The sequence below is a fragment of the Mesorhizobium calcicola genome (assembly GCF_042682105.1).
Lineage (GTDB): Bacteria > Pseudomonadota > Alphaproteobacteria > Rhizobiales > Rhizobiaceae > Mesorhizobium > Mesorhizobium calcicola.
Genome location: NZ_JBHUGY010000031.1, coordinates 172,263 through 195,419, shown reverse-complemented (window position 1 = coordinate 195,419; position 23,157 = coordinate 172,263). Strand labels below are relative to the sequence as shown.

Annotated in this window: 25 protein-coding genes; 5 read left to right on the top strand and 20 right to left on the bottom strand. The window is 62.3% G+C overall.

Annotated elements, in window-relative coordinates; all coding sequences use genetic code 11:
* Positions 1-26: 26 nt before the first annotated feature.
* From ccoS to ccoN, 8 genes are all read right to left on the bottom strand, one after another.
* Positions 27-179, bottom strand: a complete 153-nt coding sequence (gene ccoS / locus ACFSQT_RS20810; RefSeq protein WP_379021618.1) for a cbb3-type cytochrome oxidase assembly protein CcoS — start codon at positions 177-179, stop codon at positions 27-29.
* On the bottom strand, positions 176-2,461 hold the full coding sequence (locus ACFSQT_RS20805) for a cation-translocating P-type ATPase (RefSeq protein ID WP_379021616.1): 2,286 nt from the start codon (positions 2,459-2,461) through the stop codon (positions 176-178). Before ACFSQT_RS20805 ends, ccoS begins: the two co-directional genes overlap by 4 nt.
* Positions 2,458-2,955 carry a FixH family protein gene (locus tag ACFSQT_RS20800; RefSeq protein ID WP_379021614.1) on the bottom strand — a complete coding sequence of 166 codons (498 nt, stop codon included), beginning with the start codon at positions 2,953-2,955 and terminating at the stop codon, positions 2,458-2,460. The genes ACFSQT_RS20805 and ACFSQT_RS20800 overlap by 4 nt, the downstream gene beginning before the upstream one ends.
* Entirely contained in the window at positions 2,952-4,517 is a 1,566-nt protein-coding gene (gene ccoG / locus ACFSQT_RS20795; protein ID WP_379021933.1) for a cytochrome c oxidase accessory protein CcoG, read from the bottom strand. The genes ACFSQT_RS20800 and ccoG overlap by 4 nt, the downstream gene beginning before the upstream one ends.
* A 181-nt stretch (positions 4,518-4,698) precedes the next feature.
* Positions 4,699-5,562, bottom strand: coding sequence for a cytochrome-c oxidase, cbb3-type subunit III (gene ccoP, locus ACFSQT_RS20790; protein WP_379021612.1), 864 nt, complete (start codon positions 5,560-5,562; stop codon positions 4,699-4,701).
* 2 nt (positions 5,563-5,564) lie between these two features.
* Entirely contained in the window at positions 5,565-5,714 is a 150-nt protein-coding gene (locus ACFSQT_RS20785) for a cbb3-type cytochrome c oxidase subunit 3 (protein WP_379021610.1), read from the bottom strand.
* 12 nt (positions 5,715-5,726) lie between these two features.
* A complete protein-coding gene (ccoO, locus tag ACFSQT_RS20780) occupies positions 5,727-6,458 on the bottom strand; it encodes a cytochrome-c oxidase, cbb3-type subunit II (RefSeq protein WP_292178729.1) in 732 nt (243 codons plus the stop codon).
* Positions 6,459-6,469: 11 nt separating this feature from the next.
* On the bottom strand, positions 6,470-8,080 hold the full coding sequence (gene ccoN / locus ACFSQT_RS20775) for a cytochrome-c oxidase, cbb3-type subunit I (RefSeq protein WP_379021607.1): 1,611 nt from the start codon (positions 8,078-8,080) through the stop codon (positions 6,470-6,472).
* 253 nt (positions 8,081-8,333) lie between these two features.
* Between ccoN and ACFSQT_RS20770 the strand changes: the two genes are divergently transcribed.
* A complete protein-coding gene (locus ACFSQT_RS20770) occupies positions 8,334-8,750 on the top strand; it encodes a hemerythrin domain-containing protein (RefSeq protein ID WP_379021931.1) in 417 nt (138 codons plus the stop codon).
* Positions 8,751-8,888: 138 nt separating this feature from the next.
* Here ACFSQT_RS20770 and ACFSQT_RS20765 read toward each other — a convergent pair whose 3' ends face one another.
* Positions 8,889-9,617 carry a Crp/Fnr family transcriptional regulator gene (locus ACFSQT_RS20765; protein ID WP_379021605.1) on the bottom strand — a complete coding sequence of 243 codons (729 nt, stop codon included), beginning with the start codon at positions 9,615-9,617 and terminating at the stop codon, positions 8,889-8,891.
* Positions 9,618-9,750: 133 nt separating this feature from the next.
* Between ACFSQT_RS20765 and hemN the strand changes: the two genes are divergently transcribed.
* The gene (gene hemN, locus ACFSQT_RS20760; protein ID WP_379021603.1) at positions 9,751-11,124 is read left to right on the top strand and encodes an oxygen-independent coproporphyrinogen III oxidase; all 1,374 of its coding nucleotides are present in this window, start codon (positions 9,751-9,753) and stop codon (positions 11,122-11,124) included.
* A gap of 18 nt (positions 11,125-11,142) precedes the next feature.
* On the opposite strand, the gene ACFSQT_RS20755 is transcribed toward hemN, so the two are convergent.
* The 5 genes from ACFSQT_RS20755 to ACFSQT_RS20735 all read right to left on the bottom strand — a co-directional run bounded on the left by ACFSQT_RS20755 (position 11,143) and on the right by ACFSQT_RS20735 (position 14,961).
* On the bottom strand, positions 11,143-11,574 hold the full coding sequence (locus tag ACFSQT_RS20755; RefSeq protein ID WP_379021601.1) for a potassium channel family protein: 432 nt from the start codon (positions 11,572-11,574) through the stop codon (positions 11,143-11,145).
* A gap of 44 nt (positions 11,575-11,618) precedes the next feature.
* Positions 11,619-12,128, bottom strand: a complete 510-nt coding sequence (locus ACFSQT_RS20750) for a group III truncated hemoglobin (RefSeq protein ID WP_379021599.1) — start codon at positions 12,126-12,128, stop codon at positions 11,619-11,621.
* A gap of 25 nt (positions 12,129-12,153) precedes the next feature.
* Positions 12,154-13,026 carry an SUMF1/EgtB/PvdO family nonheme iron enzyme gene (locus ACFSQT_RS20745; protein WP_379021597.1) on the bottom strand — a complete coding sequence of 291 codons (873 nt, stop codon included), beginning with the start codon at positions 13,024-13,026 and terminating at the stop codon, positions 12,154-12,156.
* Between the two features lie 72 nt (positions 13,027-13,098).
* Positions 13,099-14,202, bottom strand: coding sequence for a copper-containing nitrite reductase (gene nirK, locus ACFSQT_RS20740; protein ID WP_379021595.1), 1,104 nt, complete (start codon positions 14,200-14,202; stop codon positions 13,099-13,101).
* Positions 14,203-14,514: 312 nt separating this feature from the next.
* Positions 14,515-14,961, bottom strand: coding sequence for a pseudoazurin (locus tag ACFSQT_RS20735; protein ID WP_379021593.1), 447 nt, complete (start codon positions 14,959-14,961; stop codon positions 14,515-14,517).
* Positions 14,962-15,208: 247 nt separating this feature from the next.
* On the opposite strand from ACFSQT_RS20735, the gene ACFSQT_RS20730 reads away from it, so the two are divergent.
* On the top strand, positions 15,209-15,913 hold the full coding sequence (locus ACFSQT_RS20730) for a Crp/Fnr family transcriptional regulator (protein WP_379021591.1): 705 nt from the start codon (positions 15,209-15,211) through the stop codon (positions 15,911-15,913).
* Here ACFSQT_RS20730 and ACFSQT_RS20725 read toward each other — a convergent pair.
* From ACFSQT_RS20725 to ACFSQT_RS20705, 5 genes are all read right to left on the bottom strand, one after another.
* Complete coding sequence (locus ACFSQT_RS20725; protein ID WP_379021589.1) at positions 15,910-16,125, bottom strand: DUF1858 domain-containing protein; 216 nt, start codon at positions 16,123-16,125, stop codon at positions 15,910-15,912. The genes ACFSQT_RS20730 and ACFSQT_RS20725 overlap by 4 nt on opposite strands.
* Before the next feature lie 95 nt (positions 16,126-16,220).
* The gene (locus ACFSQT_RS20720) at positions 16,221-16,559 is read right to left on the bottom strand and encodes a DUF779 domain-containing protein (RefSeq protein ID WP_379021588.1); all 339 of its coding nucleotides are present in this window, start codon (positions 16,557-16,559) and stop codon (positions 16,221-16,223) included.
* 67 nt (positions 16,560-16,626) lie between these two features.
* The gene (adh, locus tag ACFSQT_RS20715) at positions 16,627-18,144 is read right to left on the bottom strand and encodes an aldehyde dehydrogenase (protein ID WP_379021586.1); all 1,518 of its coding nucleotides are present in this window, start codon (positions 18,142-18,144) and stop codon (positions 16,627-16,629) included.
* Between the two features lie 146 nt (positions 18,145-18,290).
* Complete coding sequence (locus ACFSQT_RS20710; RefSeq protein ID WP_379021584.1) at positions 18,291-19,259, bottom strand: helix-turn-helix domain-containing protein; 969 nt, start codon at positions 19,257-19,259, stop codon at positions 18,291-18,293.
* Between the two features lie 367 nt (positions 19,260-19,626).
* Entirely contained in the window at positions 19,627-20,496 is an 870-nt protein-coding gene (locus tag ACFSQT_RS20705; RefSeq protein WP_379021582.1) for a LysR family transcriptional regulator, read from the bottom strand.
* Positions 20,497-20,730: 234 nt separating this feature from the next.
* On the opposite strand from ACFSQT_RS20705, the gene ACFSQT_RS20700 reads away from it, so the two are divergent.
* The gene (locus ACFSQT_RS20700; protein ID WP_379021580.1) at positions 20,731-20,886 is read left to right on the top strand and encodes a YjiS-like domain-containing protein; all 156 of its coding nucleotides are present in this window, start codon (positions 20,731-20,733) and stop codon (positions 20,884-20,886) included.
* A gap of 189 nt (positions 20,887-21,075) precedes the next feature.
* Complete coding sequence (locus ACFSQT_RS20695) at positions 21,076-21,552, top strand: hypothetical protein (protein WP_379021578.1); 477 nt, start codon at positions 21,076-21,078, stop codon at positions 21,550-21,552.
* Positions 21,553-21,601: 49 nt separating this feature from the next.
* Here ACFSQT_RS20695 and ACFSQT_RS20690 read toward each other — a convergent pair whose 3' ends face one another.
* Complete coding sequence (locus tag ACFSQT_RS20690) at positions 21,602-23,062, bottom strand: caspase family protein (protein ID WP_379021576.1); 1,461 nt, start codon at positions 23,060-23,062, stop codon at positions 21,602-21,604.
* Positions 23,063-23,157: the final 95 nt, after the last annotated feature.

Sequence of the window (23,157 nt, the reverse complement as noted above, 5' to 3'; positions counted from 1 at the left end):
TGCATCATTCCCGGCATCGACGGACGTCAATTTGACTTGTCGTCCCCGTCGATGAGAATCCGTTCCGCCGCCCCGTCGAGATCCTCATATTGACCGCTCCTCAAGGCCCACAGGAAGCCGGCCAGCCCGAGCGCGCCGAGGAACAGGGCCACAGGTATGAGATAGACGAGCGTCGTCATGAGGATTGTGCCAATGTGCCGATGCTGGAGCGCCTGTCGGGCGCCGCGCTTCTTGCTGGAGCATCCGGCCCAAAGCCCTGCAGCCGCAACGCGTTTCCGATGACCAGCAGCGACGAGGCGGACATCGCTATCGCCGCGATGAGCGGCGTGACATGGCCGAGAACGGCGATCGGCACGGCAACGGTGTTGTAGATGATCGCGATGGCAAGGTTCTGGCGTATCAGCCGTCCGGCCTTCCGCGAGATGTCGAGGGCGAGGGGCACCGCCAGGAGGCTTTCACGCAGGAAGACGAAATCGGCGGCGTTGCGTCCGATGTCGGCAGCGGTGGCCGGGGCGATCGAGACGTGCGCCGCGCCCAGTGCGGGCGTGTCGTTGAGCCCGTCACCAACCATCAGCACCTTGTGTCCGGCTTTGGCCAGCGCCTCTATGCATTCGACCTTGCCGGACGGCAGCAGGGCCGGAACGAAACGCTCGACACCGAGGGTTTCCGCAACGTCACGACAAGCGGCCGCGGTGTCGCCGGACAACATTTCCACCGACACCTCGGCCTCGTTCAACTCGCCAATGCTCGTCCTGGCATCGGCACGCAGTGCATCCTCGAAGACAAAGCACGCGACGATCGTTCCATTCTTCGAAAGAACCGTTCCGCCAAACCCGCCGTACCTGCCTTCGCCACCGGTCCGCGCCTTCCATCCAGCCCATCCGCGCCGACCCAACCGCCAGGTGCTGTCCGCGGTTGTGGCTTCGATCCCGAAACCGGGGTGCTCGCTGACGGCCTCCAGTTTCGGTTGACCGACAGAATTCGCGAAACCGGCTATGGCCTTCGAGAATGGGTGGCGGGAGTGCGCGGCCATGTCGGCTGCGATCGCCAGCATCGCCGGATCGATCGACGACGCGTTGACCAGCCGGGGCTGGCCGAGCGTGAGCGTTCCGGTCTTGTCGAACACCGCTATATCGATCGTCGCCAGGCGCTCCATGGCCGAACCATCCTTGACCATGATGCCGTTTTCGAACAGGCGCCGAGCGGCGACGACCTGCACGATCGGCACCGCGAGGCCGAGCGCGCATGGGCATGTGATGATGAGAACGGCGATGGCGATCGTCACTGCCCGATGCCAGTCGCCGGTTGCCGCCATCCAGCCAAGGAAAGTCACGAAGGCGGTGAGATGTACCACCGGCGCATAGAGCGCCGAGACGCGGTCGGCGATCCGGCGGTAGTGCGCACGACCACCCTCGGCGGCTTCCATCAGCCTGACCATTTCCGCCAGGAAGGAGTCCTTTGCAGCAGCGGTAGCCTCGACGGTCAGCGGGCCGGTAAGATTGAGCGTGCCGGCCTGAACCCGTTCCCCTGACGCCACGGTTTTCGGCGTGCTCTCGCCGGAAACCAGCGAGCAGTCGAGATCGGAGGCTCCGCGAATGATCCTGCCGTCGACGGGGATCCTTTCGCCGGCAGCGACGAGCAGGTGCATGCCCGGTTCGATCTCGCCGACAGGCAGGTAGTCGCGTGTGTCGTCATCGCGCTGCACCATGGCGCCGCGCGCCGCCAGCCGCGCCAGGCCGTTCACCGCGGTGCGGGCACGCTCCCGCATCACGTGATCCAGCGTGCGGCCGATCAACAGGAAGAACAGCAGCGAGACCGACGCGTCGAAATAGGCGTGCTCGCCATGGTTGATGGTCTCGTAGAGGCTCATGGCATAGGCGAGCGAGACGCCGACCGCGATCGGCACATCCATGTTCATGCGACCGTGGCGGAGCGCATTCCAGGCCGAGCGGAAATAGATGCCGCCGGCGAAGGCGAGCGCAGGGATGGCGATCAGCGCCGACACCCAATGGAACAGGTCCCGCGTCGCGCCTTCCGCACCGGACCAGACCGAGACCGAAAGCAGCATGATGTTGCCCGCCGCAAAGCCCGCGACCGCGACGGCGCGGATCAGTTCCGAAAGCGTCTTGTGCTTCTCGCCAACCTCGGGGTCGAACAGATGCGCCTCGTAGCCGAGCCGTCCAAGCGCGGCGACGACCGGCGGAATTTCATTCCCGCGCCACTGGATCGAGACCCGTTTCGTCGACAGGTTGACGCGAACGCCCTCGACGTAATCGAGCCTGCCAAGCGCCGTCTCGATCGCCTGGATACAGGCCGCGCAATGAACCGTCGGCACTGAAAGATCGGTCTGGTGAAGGTCGTCGCCAAGCGATCGGCTCGCCAATCGGATTTCCTGGCTCGAGGGTAAGACGGATGTCTCAAGATCCAGCGCCATTTCCGCGCCCGGCGCACAACAGCTCATTGCAGCGCTCCGTGGGAAATCATGATCCTGCGGACGTCGCGATAGGGTTCCGCGAGACCGGCATCGGCGTCGACTTCGACGATCCAGACGCCGTCCTTAGGCATGTGTTGCGCGGCGAATTCCTGGCCGGAGGCGAGGGCGAGCGTGACGGACTTGTCTTCTTTCTCGTATGCGGGATGGCGAAACAGCACCTTGACGGCATGCAGGGGAACCGGCTTGCCGGCGCCATCAGTGAGGCTGTAGCGGACCTCGCCCCATGCGATGGTCAGTTTGCCGGCCCAGCCGAGAGCCGCCTGCGCGCGCCCTTCCTCGGCCTTTTTGTTGAATTGCTGGCTCGCCACATAGGTGTTTTCGACGACAAGGCCGGTCCAGCTCGTGCTGGCGAGTGTCGCCATGGTCAGATTGACCGCGATGACCACGCCGAAAAAGGCAAGGACGATGGCCAACATGTGCCTGCCGGTGAATTCACGGGATTTCTGCGCGTTGGCGTTCATCTGGCGATCTCCGGCGCGTTGAAGGTGGCGGTGTACTCGTCCGACTCGAAGCTCGCCTTGTCCTCGACCCGGAACGTGAAGGTTTGCGCCGTGCCCTGGATCTGACCCGCCGGCTGTCGCACGAAAACCTTCAGCACCTTCAGCCGGTCGGGTTCGACCGGGATGGCGAAAGAACGGCCTGTGGGGATATCGTCGCCGACCACGCTCATGTCAGCTCCTGGCAAGCCTTGCATGGTGACGACGATCGTCCTTGGCTCCGGGATCATGTTGAGCAGCTTGACGGTGTAACCGTTGCGGATCGAACCGTCCGACAGCGTGACGAATTGCGGATTGCGGTCATGCAGCACGTTGACTTCGAGCCGGTCGCGCGTCAGCAACGAATAGAGCAGGCCCAGGCCGATCAGCGACCACACACCCATGTAGACGTAAGTGCGCGGACGAAAGATCTTGCGGATATGGAAATGGGCCACCTTGTCGGAGAACAAGCCGTCGGCGGTCCGGACCAGCGACGGATTGACTGAACCGGAGCCGCCCGCGGTCGCCAGCATCATGTTGGCGTTGTAGTCGGAGAGCGTCGCGTAGGAGATCAGCCCGCGCTCCCTGCCGAGCTTGTCCATGACGCCGTCGCAGGCGTCGATGCAAAGCGCGCAGGTGATGCATTCGAGCTGCTGGCCGTCACGAATGTCTATCCCCATCGGGCAGACCGCGACGCAGGCATTGCAGTCGACGCAGTCGCCGACGGACTGTCCCGCGGCCTGCACTTTCTTGGCGTGACGCGAGCGCGGTTCGCCGCGCCAGTCATTGTAGGTGACGGTGAGCGAACTTTCGTCGAGCATGGCCGCCTGGATGCGCGGCCATGGGCACATGTAAGTGCAGACCTGCTCGCGCATCAGCCCGCCGAACGTATAGGTCGTCGCCGTCAGCACGGCGACGGTGATGTAGGCGACGGGTGCCGCTGTGCCGGTGAAGAGTTCGCCGACCAGCGTCGGCGCGTCGGCGAAATAGAAGATCCAGGCGCCGCCGGTCGCCGCCCCTATGACCAGCCAGATGGCGTGTTTCGATACCCGCAGCACGAGCTTGCGCGCGGTCCACGGCCCGGCATCGAGCTTCATGCGCGCGTTGCGGTCACCCTCGATGGCCCGCTCGACGACCAGGAACAGATCGACCCAAACAGTCTGCGGACATGTGTAGCCGCACCAGGCGCGGCCGACAGTCGACGTGATCAGGAAAAGACCGACGCCGGCCATGACCAGAAGGCCGGCCACATAGTAGAACTCCTGCGGCCATATCTCGATGAAGAAGAAGTAGAAACGCCGGTTTGCAAGATCGAGCAGCACGGCCTGGTCCGGCGCGAAAGCTCCCCGATCCCAGCGCAGCCAGGGCGTCAGGTAGTAGATGCCGAGCGTAATCGCCATCACCAGCCATTTGAACCGGCGAAAGCTGCCTGAGGCGCGTTTCGGGAAGATCTTCTTGCGCGCGGCATACATTGGCTGGCGCACCTTGGCGGAATTGACCGCCTCGGCTTCAAGCCGTTCTACCTGCGTATTGTCCAGCACATGCATCTCCACTCGCGCCGGCGGCAACCTGCCCATGCTGGGCTGCCGGCGTAAGGAAGTCTTGCAGCAAGGCAGGGTCAGGCGCGTTGATGCAAGTCAAACCGGGTTGCCGGAATGCAAGTCGAGGCCCGGCAGAGCCGGGCCTCGTCGCCTGCGCGGTGAAGGGAGGAGAATAGGCCCCCGCTTCCTATTCTCCGCCGCCAAGCGAATGAACGTAGACCGCCAGCTCCTTGACCTTAGTCTCGCCCAGGCGCGCGCCCCAGGCCGGCATCACGCCCTGTTTCGGCGCGCGGACCTGGGCGGCGATGGCTGCCTCGCCCGACCCGTAGAGCCAGATCGCATCGGTCAGATCGGGGGCGCCGAGCTCCTTGTTGCCTTTTGCGTTGTCGCCGTGGCAAGCGACGCAATTTTCCGCGAAGACCTTGGCGCCGGGCTCAATGAGGCTTGCGTCCTTGATCTGGCCGGAGAGGCTGGCCACGTAGGCGCTGACCTGAGTGATCTGCTCGGGGGTGATGATGTCGCCGAAGGCAGGCATTTCCGACAGGCGCGTGTCCGGATCGGACGCGAAGCGGATGCCGTGCGTGATGGTCTGCTGGATCTGCTCGGCCTTGCCGCCCCACAGCCAATCGTCGTCGTTGAGATTGGGAAAGCCCTTGGAACCTTGGGCGCCCGAGCCATGACATTGTACGCAATTGACCTTGAAAGCAGCGCCGCCGGCAGCGACCGCGAATTCGCGCAAGGCATCGTCCGCGGCAATCTCCGAGACGGTTTTCTGCTCTACCGCCGCGACATACTTGCCCTTGGCGGCTTCAGCCGCGGTCAGCTCGTTCTTGACCTCGTCGCGGCTGGAATAGCCGAGCACCCCCTTCGTCGCCGAGTGCAGCAGAGGCCATGCCGGATAGGCGATGGTGTAGCCGATCGCCCAGACAATGGTGATGTAAAAGGTTACGACCCACCAGCGCGGAAGCGGGTTGTTGAGTTCCCGAATGCCATCCCACTCATGGCCGGTGGTCGAGACGCCAGAGACCTGGTCGATATGCTCGTTGCTCATGATCAGTCGTCCTCAAGGGGAATCCGGGCAGCTTCGTCGGCCAGCTTGCGGCTGCCGGGGCGCAGCGCGAAGGCGATTGCGCCGGCAAAGAAAAGCGCCATGGCGAGCAACGCCCAGCTGTCGGCGAACTCCCGCATCAAATTGTAATCCATCGATAAAACTCCTCAGCGGTAGCCGGCGGCTTCGTCGTAGTTCTTGAAATCGACCAGCGTGCCGAGCATCTGCAGATAGGCGACGAGGGCATCCATTTCGGTGACCTGTTGCGGGTTGCCGTCGAAGTCGCCGATCTTGGCTTTGGGGTAACGGGCTTCCAGGCCGGATGTGTCGGCATTGGGATCGGCCTGCGCCATCAAATCAGCATTGGCATGCGCGATCATGTCATCGCTGTAGGGGACGCCGACACGCCGGTTGGCGACCAGATGCGTGGAGAAATCCTTCACCTCGATTGGCGTGTCTTTCAGAAACGCGTAGCTCGGCATGATCGATTCCGGCACTACTGAACGCGGATCGGCGAGGTGCTCGACATGCCATACATTCGAGTAGCGGTCACCGACCCGGGCGAGGTCCGGCCCGGTGCGCTTCGATCCCCATTGGAAGGGATGATCGTACATCGACTCGGCCGCCAGGCTGTAGTGACCATAGCGCTCGACTTCGTCGCGGAACGGCCTGATCATCTGGCTGTGGCAGAGGTAGCAGCCCTCGCGCACGTAGATGTTGCGCCCGGCAAGTTCGAGCGGCGAGTAAGGCCGCATGCCTTCCACCTTCTCGATCGTGTTGTCGAGATAGAAGAGCGGTGCGATCTCGACGATACCGCCGACGGTCACCACAAGGAGGGAGCCCACAAGAAGAAGCGTGGCGTTCTTCTCGATCAGTGCGTGTCTGTCCATCAAGCCCATTTTCTGGCTCCTTATTCGGCAGGCTGAAGGGTGGGAACGGAGCCGGGCATCGGCTCCTCCTCGCGCTGGTATCCGAGGATGGTCATGGTGATGTTCCAGGCCATGATCAGGGCGCCGGAGAGGTACATGGCCCCGCCGATGGCGCGCATGACATAGTAGGGGTGCATGGCGGCGACGGTTTCAGCGAAGGAGTAGACCAGGAAGCCCTGCTCGTCGTATTCGCGCCACATCAGCCCCTGCATGATGCCGGACACCCACATCACCGCGGCGTAGACGACGATGCCGAGCGTCGCCAGCCAGAAGTGCCAGGTGACCAGCCGCAGCGAGTAGAGCCGGTGACGGTTCCAGAGCTTCGGCACCATGTAGTAGATCGCGCCGAACGAGATCATGCCGACCCAGCCGAGCGCACCCGAGTGCACGTGGCCAATGGTCCAGTCGGTATAATGCGACAGCGAATTGACCGTCTTGATCGACATCATCGGACCTTCGAAGGTCGACATGCCGTAGAAGGCGATGGCCATCACCATCATGCGGATGATCGGGTCGGTGCGGAGCTTGTCCCAGGCGCCCGACAGCGTCATCAGGCCGTTGATCATGCCGCCCCATGACGGCATCCACAGCATGATCGAGAACACCATGCCGAGCGTCTGCGCCCAGTCGGGCAGGGCGGTGTAGTGCAGATGATGCGGGCCGGCCCAGATGTAGAGGAAGATGATCGCCCAGAAATGGATGATCGACAGCCGGTAGGAATAGACCGGCCGGTTCGCCTGCTTTGGCACGAAATAATACATCATGCCGAGGAAGCCGGCGGTCAGGAAGAAGCCGACGGCGTTGTGGCCGTACCACCACTGCGTCAGCGCGTCCTGGACGCCGGAAAAGGCGGAGTAACTCTTGGAGCCCAGGAACGAGGCCGGCATCGACAGGTTGTTGACTACATGCAGCATCGCGATGGTGACGATGAACGACAGGTAGAACCAGTTTGCGACGTAGATATGCGGTTCCTTGCGCTTCAGGATCGTGCCGAGGAACAGGATGAGATAGGCGACCCAGACGACGGTCAGCCAGATGTCAACATACCATTCGGGTTCGGCGTATTCGCGGCTCTCAGTGATGCCGAGCAGATAGCCCGTCGCGGCCATGACGATGAAAAGCTGGTAACCCCAGAACACGAACCAGCCGAGATCGCCGCCGAACAGCCGCGCGCGGCAGGTGCGTTGCACGACGTATAATGACGTGCAAAGCAATGCGTTGCCGCCGAAAGCGAAGACGACGCCGGATGTGTGCAGCGGCCGCAACCGGCCGAAGTTGAACCAGGGCTGGATGTTGAGATCCGGGTAGGCAAGCTGCAGCGCGATGACCACGCCGACGAGCATGCCGACGACCCCCCAGAACATGGTGGCGATCGCGCCGTAGCGGATCGGTCCATCCATATAGGTGGACGGGTCGATCGGAGCGGCACCTTCGAAGCTCGTGTTGCGGATGAGGACGGCGACAAAACCGAGCAACACAAAAAACAGCACCCACATATGCTGCCGGAAAGGCTCGTCCACGCCGAAGCCGGCAGCTACCAGAGCCGCAAATGTGAAAAGGCCCAAAGCGACGATTTGTGTGCCGAACTTCATGACATGTCCCCGACCTCGGATTCCGATGCGCGGACGTCAATCCGCGTGGACACCAATTCCTCAGTCGCGTTGTCGCCGCCTTGATCCATGTCAAAGCTCAGCTCTTTCGGATTGGGCAGCGTTGGTCTCGCGAAAGACTGGGAGGCTGCCATTGAACAGGGACAAAGAAGGGAGATCGACGCTGTTCGAAACACGCCGCGAAGATTGCATGCTTACGGGCCGATCCGGCAGAGAGGCGATCCCTGCCGCGGTGATGAAGCGAGCGCATCGGGAAAAGCTGCAGCTCTGCGACGCGCTGGAAAAAATCGCCGATGCCTTGCCGCGCGTCGATCGCCTGAAATGCCTGGGCACTGCCAACGCCATCGTTCCGCTGCTGCGCGACATCCATCAATATGAAGAGACGATCATCTTTCCGGCATATGAGGCGGCCATAAGCCGCGGGGAGGCCAGTCTTGCCTCAACCCGCCGGCTGCGCGCCGAACATGTCGAAGACGAATGCTTTGCCGCCGAGGTGACGGAGATCCTGCTGGCGATCGGCCATGGCAAGACGATCGACAATGCCGAAGCCGTCGGCTTCATGCTGCGCGGCTTCTTCGAGAGCCTGCGCCGGCATATCGCATTCGAACGGGAGCACGTCCTGCCGAAGATCGGGATTGTCGATCTCGGCTAGAACCGCAATGGGTGCCGAATGCGCCGCCGGGTCTAAAGCGCGTCGCGTTTGAACGGATTCAGGCGACGCGCTTCACGTGGTCTTTGTTTTTATGCATGTCGTTGTCCCAAAACCGGGCCACTTTTGGGGCGACATGCATTAGGCGCCGGAGCGTTGCTCCAGCCGACTGAGACTATCCACCATCACACGCCGGTTGTTCTCGATCCGGATCACCCCGTCGGTTCGCAGTCTGGTCAGCTGGCGGCTCACCGTCTCGATCGTCAGGCCGAGGAAATCCGCTATGTCGGCGCGTGTCAGCGGCAGATCGAAAGTCGCCGACCTGGCAGTTGGGCCGACCGTTGGATCGATGTTCCTGGCGATCATCAGGAGGAAGCTCGCCACTTTCTCCGACGCGCTCTTGCGGCCAAGCGTCACCATCCAGTCGCGCGCCTCGTCGAGTTCGTTCAGCGTCTGCTTGAGCATGCGATGTTCGAGCTCCGGCGATTCCTTCATCATCCGTTCGATGGCCGTCTTCGGAAACGAACAAAGGGAGGCAGCCGTCGCCGCTTCCGCGTTGATCTCGCTTTCCACCTTGAAAGGTCGTCCCAGGAAATCCGGCGCGAACTGGAGGCCGACAATCTGCTGGCGCCCGTCCGAAAGGCTCTTCGTCAGCTTCACCACGCCGGACAGCACGTTCGAGTAGCTGTCGACGGTTTCGGCGTCGCCGATCAGTTCGCTCCCCGGCTCGACACTGTGCCGTGACGAGGTCTTGGCGAGTTCGACAAGCTGGTGGGGATCGAGCGCGCCGCAGACGCCGCGATGCCGTGCCTCGCAGGACTGGCAAAGAACGGGAATGCCGGAACTGTGGATGTCCTGTCTGACGGTCATTTCATCGCTCGAGGTCAAGATGCCGGCAGGATACCACCACCGCCTCGAGAATCGTTGCGTCAGTTTGTCCTTGCCGCCAGCCGCTTGACGAAGATCAAGGATTCGGCGGGCCGCTGTTTCTAGAGTGCCGCTCATGCAGACACAAATAGCCAACGGCACCCATGCAAATCTGACTGTCGCGGCGGGCGAAAACGTTCCGCGCTACACGAGCTATCCGACCGCGCCGCACTTTCATCCCGGCATCGACGCCATATCGGTTCGCGGCTGGATGGAAAGCCTCGAAAGCGATGACGAGATATCGCTCTACCTGCATGTCCCCTATTGCGACAGGCTGTGCTGGTTTTGCGCGTGCCATACCAAGCAGACACGACACTATGCGCCGGTGACGACCTTCCTCAGTGCTCTGCACAGGGAGATCGAAACGGTTGCGCGCCTCCTGAGCGACAAAGGTCGCGTCCGCGCCGTCCACTTCGGCGGCGGTTCGCCGACCATGTTGAAACCCGACGACATGCTGGCGCTCGGCAAGCTCCTGCGGGACCGGTTCGAATTTCGTGCGGATGCCAGTGTCAGCGTCGAAATCGATCCCAACGACATGGACGAGACCCGTCTGGACGCCCTTGCTGCAATCGGCATGACCAGAGCCAGCCTTGGCGTACAGGACTTCGATCCCAAGGTGCAGAAGGCGATCAACCGCGAACAGAGCTTTCTGCTGACCAAGCATGTGGTGGATGGCACCCGGGCTCGCGGTGTGAACTCCGTCAACCTCGACCTGCTTTACGGGCTGCCGCACCAGACGCTCGAAAGCGTTGCCTCGACGGTCACGCAGGCGCTGACGCTGGAACCCGACAGGATTGCCCTGTTCGGATACGCGCACGTACCGTGGTTCAAGAAGCATCAAACGATGATCGACGATGCGTGGCTGCCCCAGTCCGCCGAGCGGTTGGCTCAGTCGCAACTTGCCGCCCGGCTGATCCAGGACGCCGGATACGAGGTCATCGGTATAGACCATTTCGCAAAGCCGGATGACACGCTCGCGGTCTCGGCTCGCGCCGGAATGATCCGCCGGAATTTCCAGGGCTATACCGAGGATCGCTGCGAAACGCTGATCGGTCTCGGGCCATCCGCCATCAGCCGGTTCCGGCAAGGCTACGCACAGAACATCACCGCGACGGGCGAGTACGAGAAGGTTGTGAACGGCGGGCAGCTGGCGACGGCGCGCGGCATCGAGCTGAGCGTCGACGATGTCGCCAGAGGCTGGATCATCGAACGCCTGATGTGCCAGTTCCGTTTTTCGGCAATCGATCTGGTGGAACTCTTCGGCACGGTCGGCGAAAGACTGCTGCTTGAGGCAAGCCGGCTGGCCATCGACGGCTTCGGCAAGATGCTCACGCTCGATGGGGAAACCTTCGTCGTGCCAGAGGAGAGCCGCCCCATTGTCAGGACGGTGGCTGCGAAATTCGATAAATATCTCGAAAAGGGAACGGGCAGGCATTCCGTGGCAGTGTGAGACGGTCCGGGTTACCGGTCAAAAGTGCTCGCCGGCCCTGAACGGGCCGATGCGCGTTCCGGCCGCGATCAGATAGGCGGTCGACCAGCCGAGCAGAAGAAAGCCGTTCACGCCTTCCAGCGCCGCCAGCACGCGCCAGTCATGGACCGGCACCACGTCGCCATAGCCGACGGTCGAAAAGGTGATGGTGGAAAAGTAGAGCGCGGTCTCGAAGTCGGGCAGGATGCCGAGCTGGCGGTACACTCCTGCCCACAACCAGACCTCGGCTGTCATGACGGCAAAAAGGCCCATCACCACGCTGATCATTGCAACGACCCGGCTTCGCCGACCATGCATGCGAAATCGCGCCACCAGATGTCCCATCGCACGGGTGACGGCAATGAGGCCGAAGGTGTGAATGACGATCGTCAGGCTTATGACGATCGTGCCGACGAAGAGGTTGAGAGCCATGCGAGGAAACTAGGAGCCGCGAGCGACGCTTTCCTTGCGTAAAATCAAACCTGGCGCTGGCCTTTCGAGTCTTGAAGCAACCGGTCGGGTTTCGCCAAGTTCGCCTGTTGGCCTTCGCCTGGTGTGGCTGGACCAAGGCGAAAGAACATCGCCAGCTTCAGGCTTGTCGCGATCCGTTCGGCCCGGTCGACAAACACCGCCGCCGTTTCCGGGGCGAAGAGTTCGGCCGCGGTCTGGCCGAACAGGTCCTGCCAGATATCGAAATCGGCCTCAGTGACATCCCCGAGTTTGAGGTGCGCCGGCACCGGCCGGCCGTGATAGTCGCCGCTCTTCAGGATGACGGAGCACCAGAAGTCCGTCATTTTCTCAAGATGAGGCTCCCAATCGCCGGTGATCTCGCGCGCGAAGATCGGCCCGAGGCGCTCGTTCCCCCTGATTTTGGCATAGAATACGCGGACCAGTTTTCCGATCGACGCCCGATCGACGCCGACATGGCTCAGAGGCTGTTCCGCGACGGGGCGCGCCCTCTCAACCGAAGCTGATTTTGAAGTCATTCATGCTCTCTTGTTTCCGCTGCGGTCAGGTTAATCCCAAGCTGCGAATGGTGGCTTGAAGAAAGCTAGGCCGGTCGCGGACAAGCCGGAAACCCAGATTGTCGGGCGGCGTTCCCACGGCGCAGCCGCCGCTCTTGCCGTCGCGGATGAAGTTCGACATGTAAGTGCGGTGGAAGCCCTCCACGGCGTGCACGCCGCAATTGTCGATCGAACTGGCAATCCTCACACCCTCGCTGGCCATGGTTGCGTGGTGGTAGCACGTCGAGGTCCATTCCCAGACGTTCCCCGCAACGTCCGCCAATCCGTTTGAGTTGATACCAAAAGCCCCCTGCACCCTTGGTTCAGGATCTGGCTTCCGGCCGAGCGCGCTCTCGGCGCGATACTGGGCGAGCCAGCGCCGCGCCGGGTTGTTCGGCTCGTTTTCGTCACCCTCTATATCGCTTCGGAATCGTTCGGCGGCGGCATAGGCCCACTCCACATCCGTGGGCAGTCGCCATGTCGCACCTGTGCGGACCGAAAACCAGGTCGCATAGGCTTCGGCATCGATGTGGCTGACGCCGGTGACCGGAACGTTGCCGATCTTGCGCGAGTCGGCGGGCTTGCAGGCGCCGTCCGCCACGCAGCGTGCATAGTCCGACACGCCTACCTGGTATTTCATGATTTCCAGTGGCGCATCGATGGTTTCCTGCACGATGGGCGCCGCGACGGGATGGCTGTCCTTGAGGAATTCCCCGGGCTGTGGGTGATCGAACGAGCCAGGTCCCAGGACAACCAGTTCGCTCACCGCTACCGCTTGGGGAAATTCCGAAGAACTGCTGTCGAGCGCATGGGTTATGCCCGTGCCGATCAGTGCGGCGGCCGCAATTGTTCCGAAGGTGAAGACAGGATCGAAGGACATGGTTTTGAATCCCGCTCCAAGTGCAATCCCTTGGCTCCGCCGCGGGATTGCACCGAGCATCGGATCTCCCGTCTACGAGGCGATCGCCTTGGGCGCTTCGACCTGCATCATCAGATCGTCGTCCCAGCTTCCGTCGACCGTGAAGTGCGCTGTCGCTCCGAGTTCCACTGCCTCGATTAGATTGTGGTTCACATAGGCGTAGACGCCCGGCTGCAGGAAGGTGTAGAGCGCCGCGCCGGCCGACCCGCCGCGGATGAACCAGGTTTCCAGGTCCTTGGCCGGAGGGTTGGCGAACTTGCCCTGTTCCCAGACAAAGTCGCCATGACCGCCGATCAGGTGCGGACGCGTGTCGCGGTTGGCCTGCGAGTGAACGATCAATATCGTTTCGCCGACCTTCGCCTTCATGGCATTGTCGCCGGTCAGCGAACCGGCCTTGCCGTTGAACACCACATGCGTCGGGATCAGCCCGCGCATGACCTTCACGGTGTCGTCGTAGTTGTCGCCGGCCGTTTCATATTTCTTGAATTTTCCCTGCTCGTCGCGCGGGATGTAGAAGTCGTTTTCGCCGATGTAGTAGATGTGGTCGTAGCGAACGGGCTTGCCCTTATCGTCCTTGAGGCCGTCGCGCGGCAGAACCATCACCGCCCCGCTCATGCCTGACACGACATGCCACGGGATCATCGCACCACCTGGCGCGCAGTGGTAGACGAACGTGCCGGTGCGGGTTGCCTTGAAGCGAAGCGTGACCTGCTCGCCCGGATTGATCAGCGTCAGCCCGCCGCCGCCGAGCGCGCCGGTAGCAGCATGGAAATCGATGTTGTGGGCGAGCGTATTGGTGTCGGGATTGATCAGGGTGAGTTCGATATAGTCGCTTTGATGCACGACCATAAGCGGGCCTGGAATCGAGCCGTTGTAGGTCATCGCATTGAGCTGCGTGCCGTCGGCATCGATGACGACTGGCTTCTCCTCGATCGTCATCGTGAATTCGACGACCTTGGGCCCGCCCTTGGCCACTTGCTCATGGGCGTGGACGAACGGCGGCGCGACCAGGGTGACCTTTTCGCGTGGCAATCCAGCGACGTCCTTCGCGCTCGCCACGGCCGGCAATTGGCCAATGGTGGCAACGGCGGCCGCGGTAAGGACAGAGCCTAACAAAGCTTCTCGTCTCGTAAGCATTTCCATCTCCTTTGTTCACCCATCTGATGATCCAAGAATAGCCTGCTCGCGGACAGCGTCTTTGCGCTGGCGCAAATCTGATTTCATTTGTTGGGTTGCTCGAATGACTGGGCGGGGCAGCGGAGCCGGCTGAGCGTCACCAACTGCCAGCTCCGGATCAGCAATCTTGGATAGGGCAAAACGTTGGGGACGGGAGGATGGTGTCGTGTCTCGACGCCCCATATGAAACAGGCCGGACCAGACCGCTCCCCCGGTCTGTCCGGCCTGTGCCTCCGGTAGATTGCGAACCGGAGGGCATCTTGTGAAAACGAGTCAGTTGGAAGCAGCCTTGGTCGCCTCGGCGAACAGTTCGGCGAATACGGGTTTGGCTTTTCCGACCTGCTTGACGGCTTCAGCCGCCTCCAGGTTGACGGGCTTGCCGACCACGACCAGCGCAACCATGCCCATGCCGTAGTGTGGCGCGCACTTCACCCCATAGACGCCCTCCTTGGCGAGGGTCACGGTTATTTCTTCGCTGGGCTTGCCCTTGAAGGCTTCGGCGCCGTCCGGGATCATTCCTTTGATGCTCTCGGCATTGTGGGACTTGTCGGTCGGCACAAACTTGATCGTGTCGCCGGGCACCGCCCGAACAAAGGCGGGTTGGAAGACCATCGAACCTTTCTCACCCTTGTTCAGCATCTGCACGATATGTTCTTCGGCATTTGCAGTGCCGGCAATGGACAGCATGGCGATGGCCGCGGCGATCAGAGGCAGTTTCATTTGGAAATCCTTTCTTGAGTTCTCACGGCATCAACCGGTTGCGCCCTTTCTAAGCCACCAGACGGCTTGGCGATTTGCGCTGGCGCAAACTCGGGAACAAAACATCCCTGGCGCTTTTCATGGAGCGTGGCGCATGGGAGAGAGCCAAGGCACGCGCCTCTTGCCGCCCATCGGTCGCCCATGAGACATTCCAGGACCAGAGGGACTCGGGTGCGTTGGCCGCGGTCAAGTTCGGGAGGGAACAGAGTTGGGTAGCCTCGATCGCTCGCTGATTGCCGGGCTGCCTGTCTTCGAGGGCATAGCCGCCACGGATCTCGATCGCATCCTCGGCCAGGCCAGGTCGCTCCGGATTGCCAAGGACCAACCGGTGTTCGAGCAGGAGCAGGACGCACATTCCTTCTTCCTGCTGCTCGACGGACATGTGCGTGTGGTGAAATCGACGCCTGACGGTCACGAGGTGACTGTGCGGTACATAAGTCCTGGCGACCTGATGGGCATTGCCCATGCGCTTGGCCGTACCACCTATCCGGCAAATGCGATCGCTGCCGCCGATTGCGTGGTTCTTGCCTGGGCAAGTCACTTGTGGCCGACATTCGCAGCGAATTTCCCGAGCTTCGGCGCCAACACCTACAAAATCGTCGGCAGCAGGCTGCAGGACGCCCACACGCGCGTCATCGAGATGGCCACGGAGCAAGTGGAACAGCGCGTTGCCCATGCGCTGCTCAAGCTGGTCAAGCAGGCTGGCAGGAAGACAGAGGAAGGAATCCTGATCGACTTCCCGATCTCACGTCAGGACATTGCCGAGATGACAGGAACGACGCTCCATACTGTGAGCCGGCTGCTCTCGGCCTGGGAAGAGCAGGCATTGGTCAAAAGCGGACGCCAGAAGGTGACCGTGGTCGAACCTCACCGGCTGCTTCTGATCGCCGAGGGCCGTTCGGAGAAGAGCTAGTCGGAGTGGGAACTCTCGACCGCCGCCTGCAGATCGGCGCTGAGTTGGTCCGCGTTCAGGTCGTGCTCCCGTGCCGCGTCGGAAACGGTGTGGAACGAAGCAATTGGGCAGCCGACGCAAAGCAGGCCGTGTTGGAGCACCACCCGGATGGCCGCCGGCGACCCGTGCATGATTTCGTCCATCGTCGCATCGTCGCTGAATTTGCGCTTCATGCCGCTCGTCCAAGTTTGGAAGCGGACATGTTGCATCTGATTTCCGGGATGCTCGTTGCGCTGAGACAAAGAGGAAGCAGCCCGATACATCCTCATTATCCATGAACGGCGCAGATCGTCGACCGCGTCAGGAACCGCTTCTCCCGTCCATTGTCGAGCGAGAACATGCCGCCGCGACCGGGCACCACGTCGATAATGAGATCGGTGTGCTTCCAGGCCTCGAATTGCGAAGCGCCGATGTAGAAGGGCGCGTCTTCGATGTGGCCGAGCAGCACATCATGGTCGCCGACGATGAAACCGCCACGCGGATAGCACATGGGTGAAGAGCCGTCGCAGCAGCCGCCGGATTGATGGAACAGCACCGGACCATGCTCGGCAACGATCTCCGCGATCAGTTCAAGGGCTGCCGGCGTCGCCGTGACCTTCGCATGCATGGTCTTTTCCGGTTTCAAAATTGGGGCGCGGCCCCTCGCGGAGCCGCGCTGCGAGCCAAAGAGGCGATCAGAAGAAGCCGAGCTTCTTCGGGCTATAGCTGACCAGCATGTTCTTGGTCTGCTGGTAGTGGTCGAGCATCATCTTGTGGGTCTCGCGACCGATACCGGACTGCTTGTAGCCGCCGAAAGCCGCATGCGCGGGATAGGCGTGGTAGCAATTGGTCCAGACGCGGCCGGCCTGGATCGCGCGGCCGAAGCGGTAGGCGCGGTTGCCGTCACGCGTCCAGACGCCGGCGCCGAGGCCATAGAGCGTATCGTTGGCTATTGCCAGCGCTTCGTCGTCGTCCCTGAAGGTCGTGACCGAAACCACGGGTCCGAAAATCTCCTCCTGGAAGATGCGCATCTTGTTGTGGCCCTTGAACACCGTCGGCTTGACGTAGTAGCCGCCCGCCAGATCGCCGGGCAGGACGTTGCGCGACCCGCCGGTCAGCACCTCGGCGCCCTCCTGCCGGCCTATGTCGATATAGGACAGGATCTTTTCCAGCTGCTCGGACGAGGCCTGCGCGCCGATCATCGTCGCCGGGTCGAGTGGATCGCCCTGTACGATCGCCTCGACACGCTTGAGGGCGCGTTCCATGAAGGTGTCGTAGATCGATTCGTGGATGAGCGCGCGGCTTGGGCAGGTGCAGACTTCGCCCTGGTTCAGCGCGAACATGACGAAGCCTTCGATTGCCTTGTCGAAGAAATCATCGTCCTCGGCGACAACATCCCTAAAGAAGATGTTGGGCGACTTGCCGCCCAGTTCCAGCGTCACGGGAATGAGGTTCTGGCTGGCATATTGCATGATCAGCCGGCCCGTCGTGGTCTCGCCGGTGAAGGCGATCTTGGCAATGCGCGGCGAGGATGCGAGCGGCTTGCCGGCCTCGAGGCCGAAGCCGTTGACGATGTTGAGCACGCCTGGCGGCAGCAGATCGCCGATCAGATCGGCCCAGAGCAGGATGGCGGCCGGTGTCTGCTCGGCAGGCTTGAGCACGACGCAGTTTCCGGCTGCAAGCGCGGGGGCAAGTTTCCAGCACGCCATCAGCAGCGGGAAGTTCCACGGGATGATCTGGCCGACCACGCCGAGCGGCTCGTGGAAATGATAGGCGACGGTATCGTCGTCGATCTGCGAGAGGCTGCCTTCCTGGCCGCGCACGGCGCCGGCGAAATAGCGGAAATGGTCGATCGCGAGCGGCAGGTCGGCCGCGGTCGTTTCGCGGATCGGCTTGCCGTTGTCCCAGGTTTCGGCGCGAGCGAGGAGATCGAGGTTTTCCTCCATGCGATCGGCGATGCGGTTGAGGATGAGCGACCGGTCGGCCACGCTGGTGCGCCCCCAGGCGTCCTTGGCGGCATGCGCCGCATCCAGAGCCGCCTCGATGTCCTGGGCATCCGAGCGCGCCACCTCGCACAGCAGCTGGCCGTTCACCGGCGAGTGGTTCTCGAAGTAGCGGCCCGAGCGCGGCTCGGCCCATTTGCCGCCGATGAAATTGCCGTAGCGCTTGTCGAAGGGCGCCTTGACCGAGCGTGAGAATTCAACCTTGTTCATGTGTCTTCCTCCCAAAGCCGACGTCGCGGGATGCGACGCTTCGGAAGAGAGACTTGCGATTTCCGCCGCTATTGTCACCGTGCCGAGGACAGTGGGCGGGCGGCATGTGTCGCAGAATTGCGACAGTCACGCGAGGATTCGGATGGTCAGTGAGGCCTGTGGACATCCAGCCGGTTGAGCTTGCGGTGAAGTGTCGCCCGGCTGATGCCGAGCGCCTGGGCCGCAGCCGAGACATTTCCGTCCGCCCGCGCCAGCGCCCGCTGCAGCACGCCGCGCTCCGCCTCGGCGAGGACTTCGGGGCCGCTCTCGGCCCAACCAAGCAGATCGGCGGCGGGCATCGGCCTGTCGAGACACTGTTGCGTAATTCCAAGCGCTAGGCGAGCCGAACGGGTCGCGCCGACCACAAAGTCGTCCGCGTCGACCGCGATCAGCGCGCCCGAACCTTTGTCGGTCACCGGCGCCAGCAGAATTCGCGCCTTCGGGAATGCTATCTTGAAGTTCTCCGCCTCGATCCGGCGCGCCGCGTCGACCACGGCCACCGAGATAAGATTGGCGAAGGCCTCGGTCAGGTCGGCCCGGCAGGAAGACACGTCAAGCGCGGCCACAAGATCTCCCTGGTGATCGTAGATCGGAGCGGTGGTGCAACTGAGCCCCGTGTTGCGCGTATGAAAGTGCTGGTCGCGGTGGATTGTGAGCGCGCGCTGCTCAACCAGGCAGGTGCCGATCCCGTTGGTGCCCTGGCTTTCCTCATTCCAGACCGAGCCGGTCCACAACCCCCATGAATGAAACGTTTCGTCGTCGACCTGGGCACCGCGTCGTTCGACCGGCACGCCCTCACGATCGGCGAGAAGAACACAGCATCCGACGCCACCCACCGCAAGATAGAGGCGGTCCAGGCTCGATTGGGCAGCCCGGACAAGCGGCTCGATGCGTTGCCGGGCCTGCCCCAGTTCCATTGCCGTCAGGTAGCGTGGTGGGCTGCAGTCGGCTGGATCGAGCCGATGCAAATTGGAAGACCGTCGCCAAGAGGCAACCAGCGCGGACTTTGCCGCCGCGTCGGAAGCGATCGCGGCCTGAATGCGGTCGGCATGATAACCGGATAGATCCTCGCCCATGCTATCCCTCCCAAACTCCAACTCTTCCTTTCAATTCCTGGACCAGGTCAGCTGCAAGACCGGGCCAAGCTGTCATCACGCCCTGCTTTCGGATTTCAATCGTCCCATTGTCAATTCGTCGGAAGAACTAGAAGGGCAAGGCATTGCCCCACCAGGCTGGCCCAAATCGATGGTCTCACCGCGAACGTCGAACATCTCTGAACGTCGAACATCTCTGCCGAAACGAACCGTTCAGTCCTGACAACCTACTCGACCTGGATTGGGCATTCATTGATCGAGAGCAAAGTTTCACGCGGCACGACGGCTCGCGACACAAAGCCGGCACCGCCAGCATGCGGCTCGGCTGGCGGTCGCTCGACGCCGAGGCTTACCGGATGGGCGTCTCGCCGCGAAACAGCGGCTGGTGCGCCCGCATCAAGGCGGCAATCCGGTCGGCGACTTTTCGCACCGGCGGGGAGTGACGTTCCTCATGATGGGTGACGATCCACTGGTCGGTTTCGAGTTCGGGGATAGGCTGAGCGACGCGAACCAGCCGTGGATCGCTGTCACCGACGAAGCACGGAAAGACGGAAAGGCCGGCGCCGGCGGCCACCAGTTCGCGCACCGAATGGGTGTTGTTGCCGCGCACGGCGATGCGGTCGCCGTGATGGGCTTGCAGCCAGCGCGCCGAAGCAATGTTTGCCCCGTCGCCGGTGACGCCGACGAACAACCCGGCGGCGATGCCGTTGATCAGGTGGCGCCCTGAATAAATGGCGTGGGCGACCTTGCCGCTCTGACGGCCGGCCAGCCACTGCTCGGTCGGTCGCTCGCTGCGGATGCCGATGTCGGCGGCTCGGCGTCCGATGTCGACCCTGTCAGTGGTGGTGACGAGTTCCACCCTTATGCCGTCATCGACCGTCCAGATCTCGCCGATATGGGCGGAAACGAAGGCCGAGGTCCATGGCCCGGCCGAGACGCGGACAATGCGGTCGGGCAGGCTTCCCTCGCGCCAGCGGGTCAGCGACTGCATTGCTGCCTCGACGTCTTCGGCGCGGCGCAGCAGTTCTTCACCGACCGGGGTCAGCCGGTAGCCGGTCTGCTGACGCACGAACAGTGGTTCGCCGATCTGCTTTTCGAGCGCGGTGACGCGTCGTCCAAGGGTGGCTGCGCTGAGGCGCGTGGTCCCCGTCGCTGCGCTCAAGCCACCCAGCCGCGCAACGTCGAGAAACAACCTCAGATCGTCCCAGTCGATATCCATTTTGCAGAAATGAAAAACTTGTTGCGACCGTGGCTGTAGCGCGAAGCGGCCATCTTACGCAAGTATGCAGGCATTGGAGGCGTTGGACAATCCCGCCTGGCGGGACAGTGACAAGCGCCTGGCTGGCCAGGAAGCCAGCGCAATCCTTTCGATCGCGCATGCGCTTCGCGCCGATGTTTTGCGCTTTCGACCAACCCAGGCGCGCCGGCATTCCGCGCGCCGAAGGAGACGATCATGTTGTATGAACTTCGACGCCGTTTCGCCCGCTGGCTTGCCTATCGCCAGACGCTTGCGAGCTTGAGGCGTGTGCCGGACAGCACACTGGCGGATGCTGGCATTTCTCGCGAAGAGATCCGCAAGTGTGCCCGCTACGCCAGCCTGCGTCGTTGAGACAATGGAGGCGGGCATGCAGCAGCCACTGAGGTCCGGCCGCGCAATGTCGCCATACGGCCGGCGCCCGGCTATACTAGGGCCACTGTTCGGCCCGTCAGGCGTCTCCGACATCCGGCCCCGGGGGGAACTTTCGGCTGATCGGCGGGCTTTTCGGATACCGTCCGTCGGGACGATGTGGAGAATTCGATGCGGAACCTTATGCTGGCCCTCGCGGCCCTTGCGCTCGCTGCCTGCCAATCGGCTCCTGAAGCGCCGCAATCCGCCGCTCCCGAACCGGCCTTGGATCCTGCCGCTGTTGCCCCTGGCCCGGCCATCATCGATCAATCCGTAACGATCACGCCTCCTGCAAAGGGCGTTCCGGCAAAGTACGCTGCTTTTTCGGGCAATTGGGCCGGACGATTGGAGGGCACATCTGAAGGCAAACTGGCTGTTCAATCTGTCTCGTCGAAGGGAGAGGTGACGGTCACCTATGCGTGGGGGATTCTGGGCGACAACAATCCGGGAGAGGCGGCCGGCGCAGGAAAAATCGTAGGGACCACGTTGAAGCTTGGGCGCCTCCCGAATGGCGCGGACGTCAGTTTTGCGATGCTGCCCGACGGAACCCTGGCCGCAACCAATACGCTCGCCGGCCAGACCTACACGGGCGTGTTCGTCAGGCAATGATCAAGGAAGATTCGGTCGCGCTCCCGAAGCAGGTCTGATCGCCAATATCTTAAAACACACCGCCAATGCCTATGCCCGCACCAATATCTGGCGGGGGAGGTGCGGGGCGTTGCGGGGCGGCCTGCGAGCGTTTCGCAGTCTTGCGGTTGGAACCGGTTCGCGAGGAGTCGGCATCCGACGCAACTTTAGCCGGCTTGGCCTTTACGATGACCGGCTGCTTGCAGATTCTGCCGGAGCGCAAAAACAGATCGCCGAGCAGTCCGACTGTCGGCTCGGTCGTCGATGCGACCTGTTTGGTGTTTTTGTAATAGTCGGTGAGGGCGCGGATGGAGCCCGTGCCCCAATCGCCGTCAACCTGCATCCGGTAGCAACCCAGGCGACGAAGTTCCGTCTGGATGCTGCGCGCAAGATCGCCCGCCTTGTCCTTTTCCGCTTCGCCCGCCGATGCGCCGACAATGAGGGTTTCGAGGCCGGAGACGACGCTTTGGCGAGCGCCCTCAACGCTTTCGGTTGGAGACAGATTGGCGACCTGAGTGCCGACCGGCTCAGGCAACCCGGCTGACGGTGCCGGAATCTCGACCGACCGCAACGTCTGCCCGACGACAAGCACGGCAGTTTGCAGATCGCTGGAGGCAAGCTCGACCTGCAATCTTTTCTTTGCGATGGGGTCCGCCAGAATTCGCGAAAGGCTTGCGCTCAATTGTGCTGGATCGAGTGCCTGCTGCTCCGTGAAATAGAACTGCTCGCGCAGGTTCGATTGATCCCACGGCACTTGGCGGCCAGCTGTCAACGCTTCGGTTTCGTTGCGGACGCGGATCATCATGTCCGAGACGCTGAGCCCGGGGATCTCGAGATTCTTCAGCAACGCAACGGTGAACGGGCTGTTTTCGCCGCCGCCATCGGCCGTGACATTGCCGGGCTGAGTGGCAAAGGCAACGAACGTGTTCTCACCGACGTCAACTTGCGCCAGGCCATTGCCCGCGCCGGCGCCGGCACCGAGCGGATTGTTGCGGCACGCATCCAGGAATATGAATGTCTGGCGGTCCCGGCGCGCGAACCTCGCGATCACATCATTCAGCTTGATGGCGCTGGCCGTCAGTTTTTCGAGGCTTTCGGGATCGGGCGTGTCGACCGGAAGCAGGTAGTTTTCACCCTGCAACTGCACGCCATGGCCGGCATAGAAAATCAACACCGCGCTGGCGTCCGGCAGCTTTACATCGGCGTCTCGAAGCAGTTTGGCGAAACCCTCGGTCGAAAGATCGGTTCCCGTCAGGACTTCGAAATTCAGCCGCTTCAGGCTCTCGGAAAGCCTTGTGGCATCGTTTGCCGCGTTGGGGAGATGCTCGAGCCGGGTGCTTTGGTAGTTCGAATTGCCGATGACGATCGCCAGCCGGTTGCGCGGCTGCGGCGACGGGTTCTGCTCGACCGCGGCGCGAACGCCAGCCGAGCCAAGAAGCACGAGAAGCAGAAGCAGCGGGATGCGAAACAGGAGTCTGTGGCAATGCGTCATATCAGCATGCTCGTTCCGGTCTGCGTCAATCCTGGTCTTGCAACCTTCGAAGCGCACCACCACGCAAACACAATCATGCCTGAGCGTATGGACCC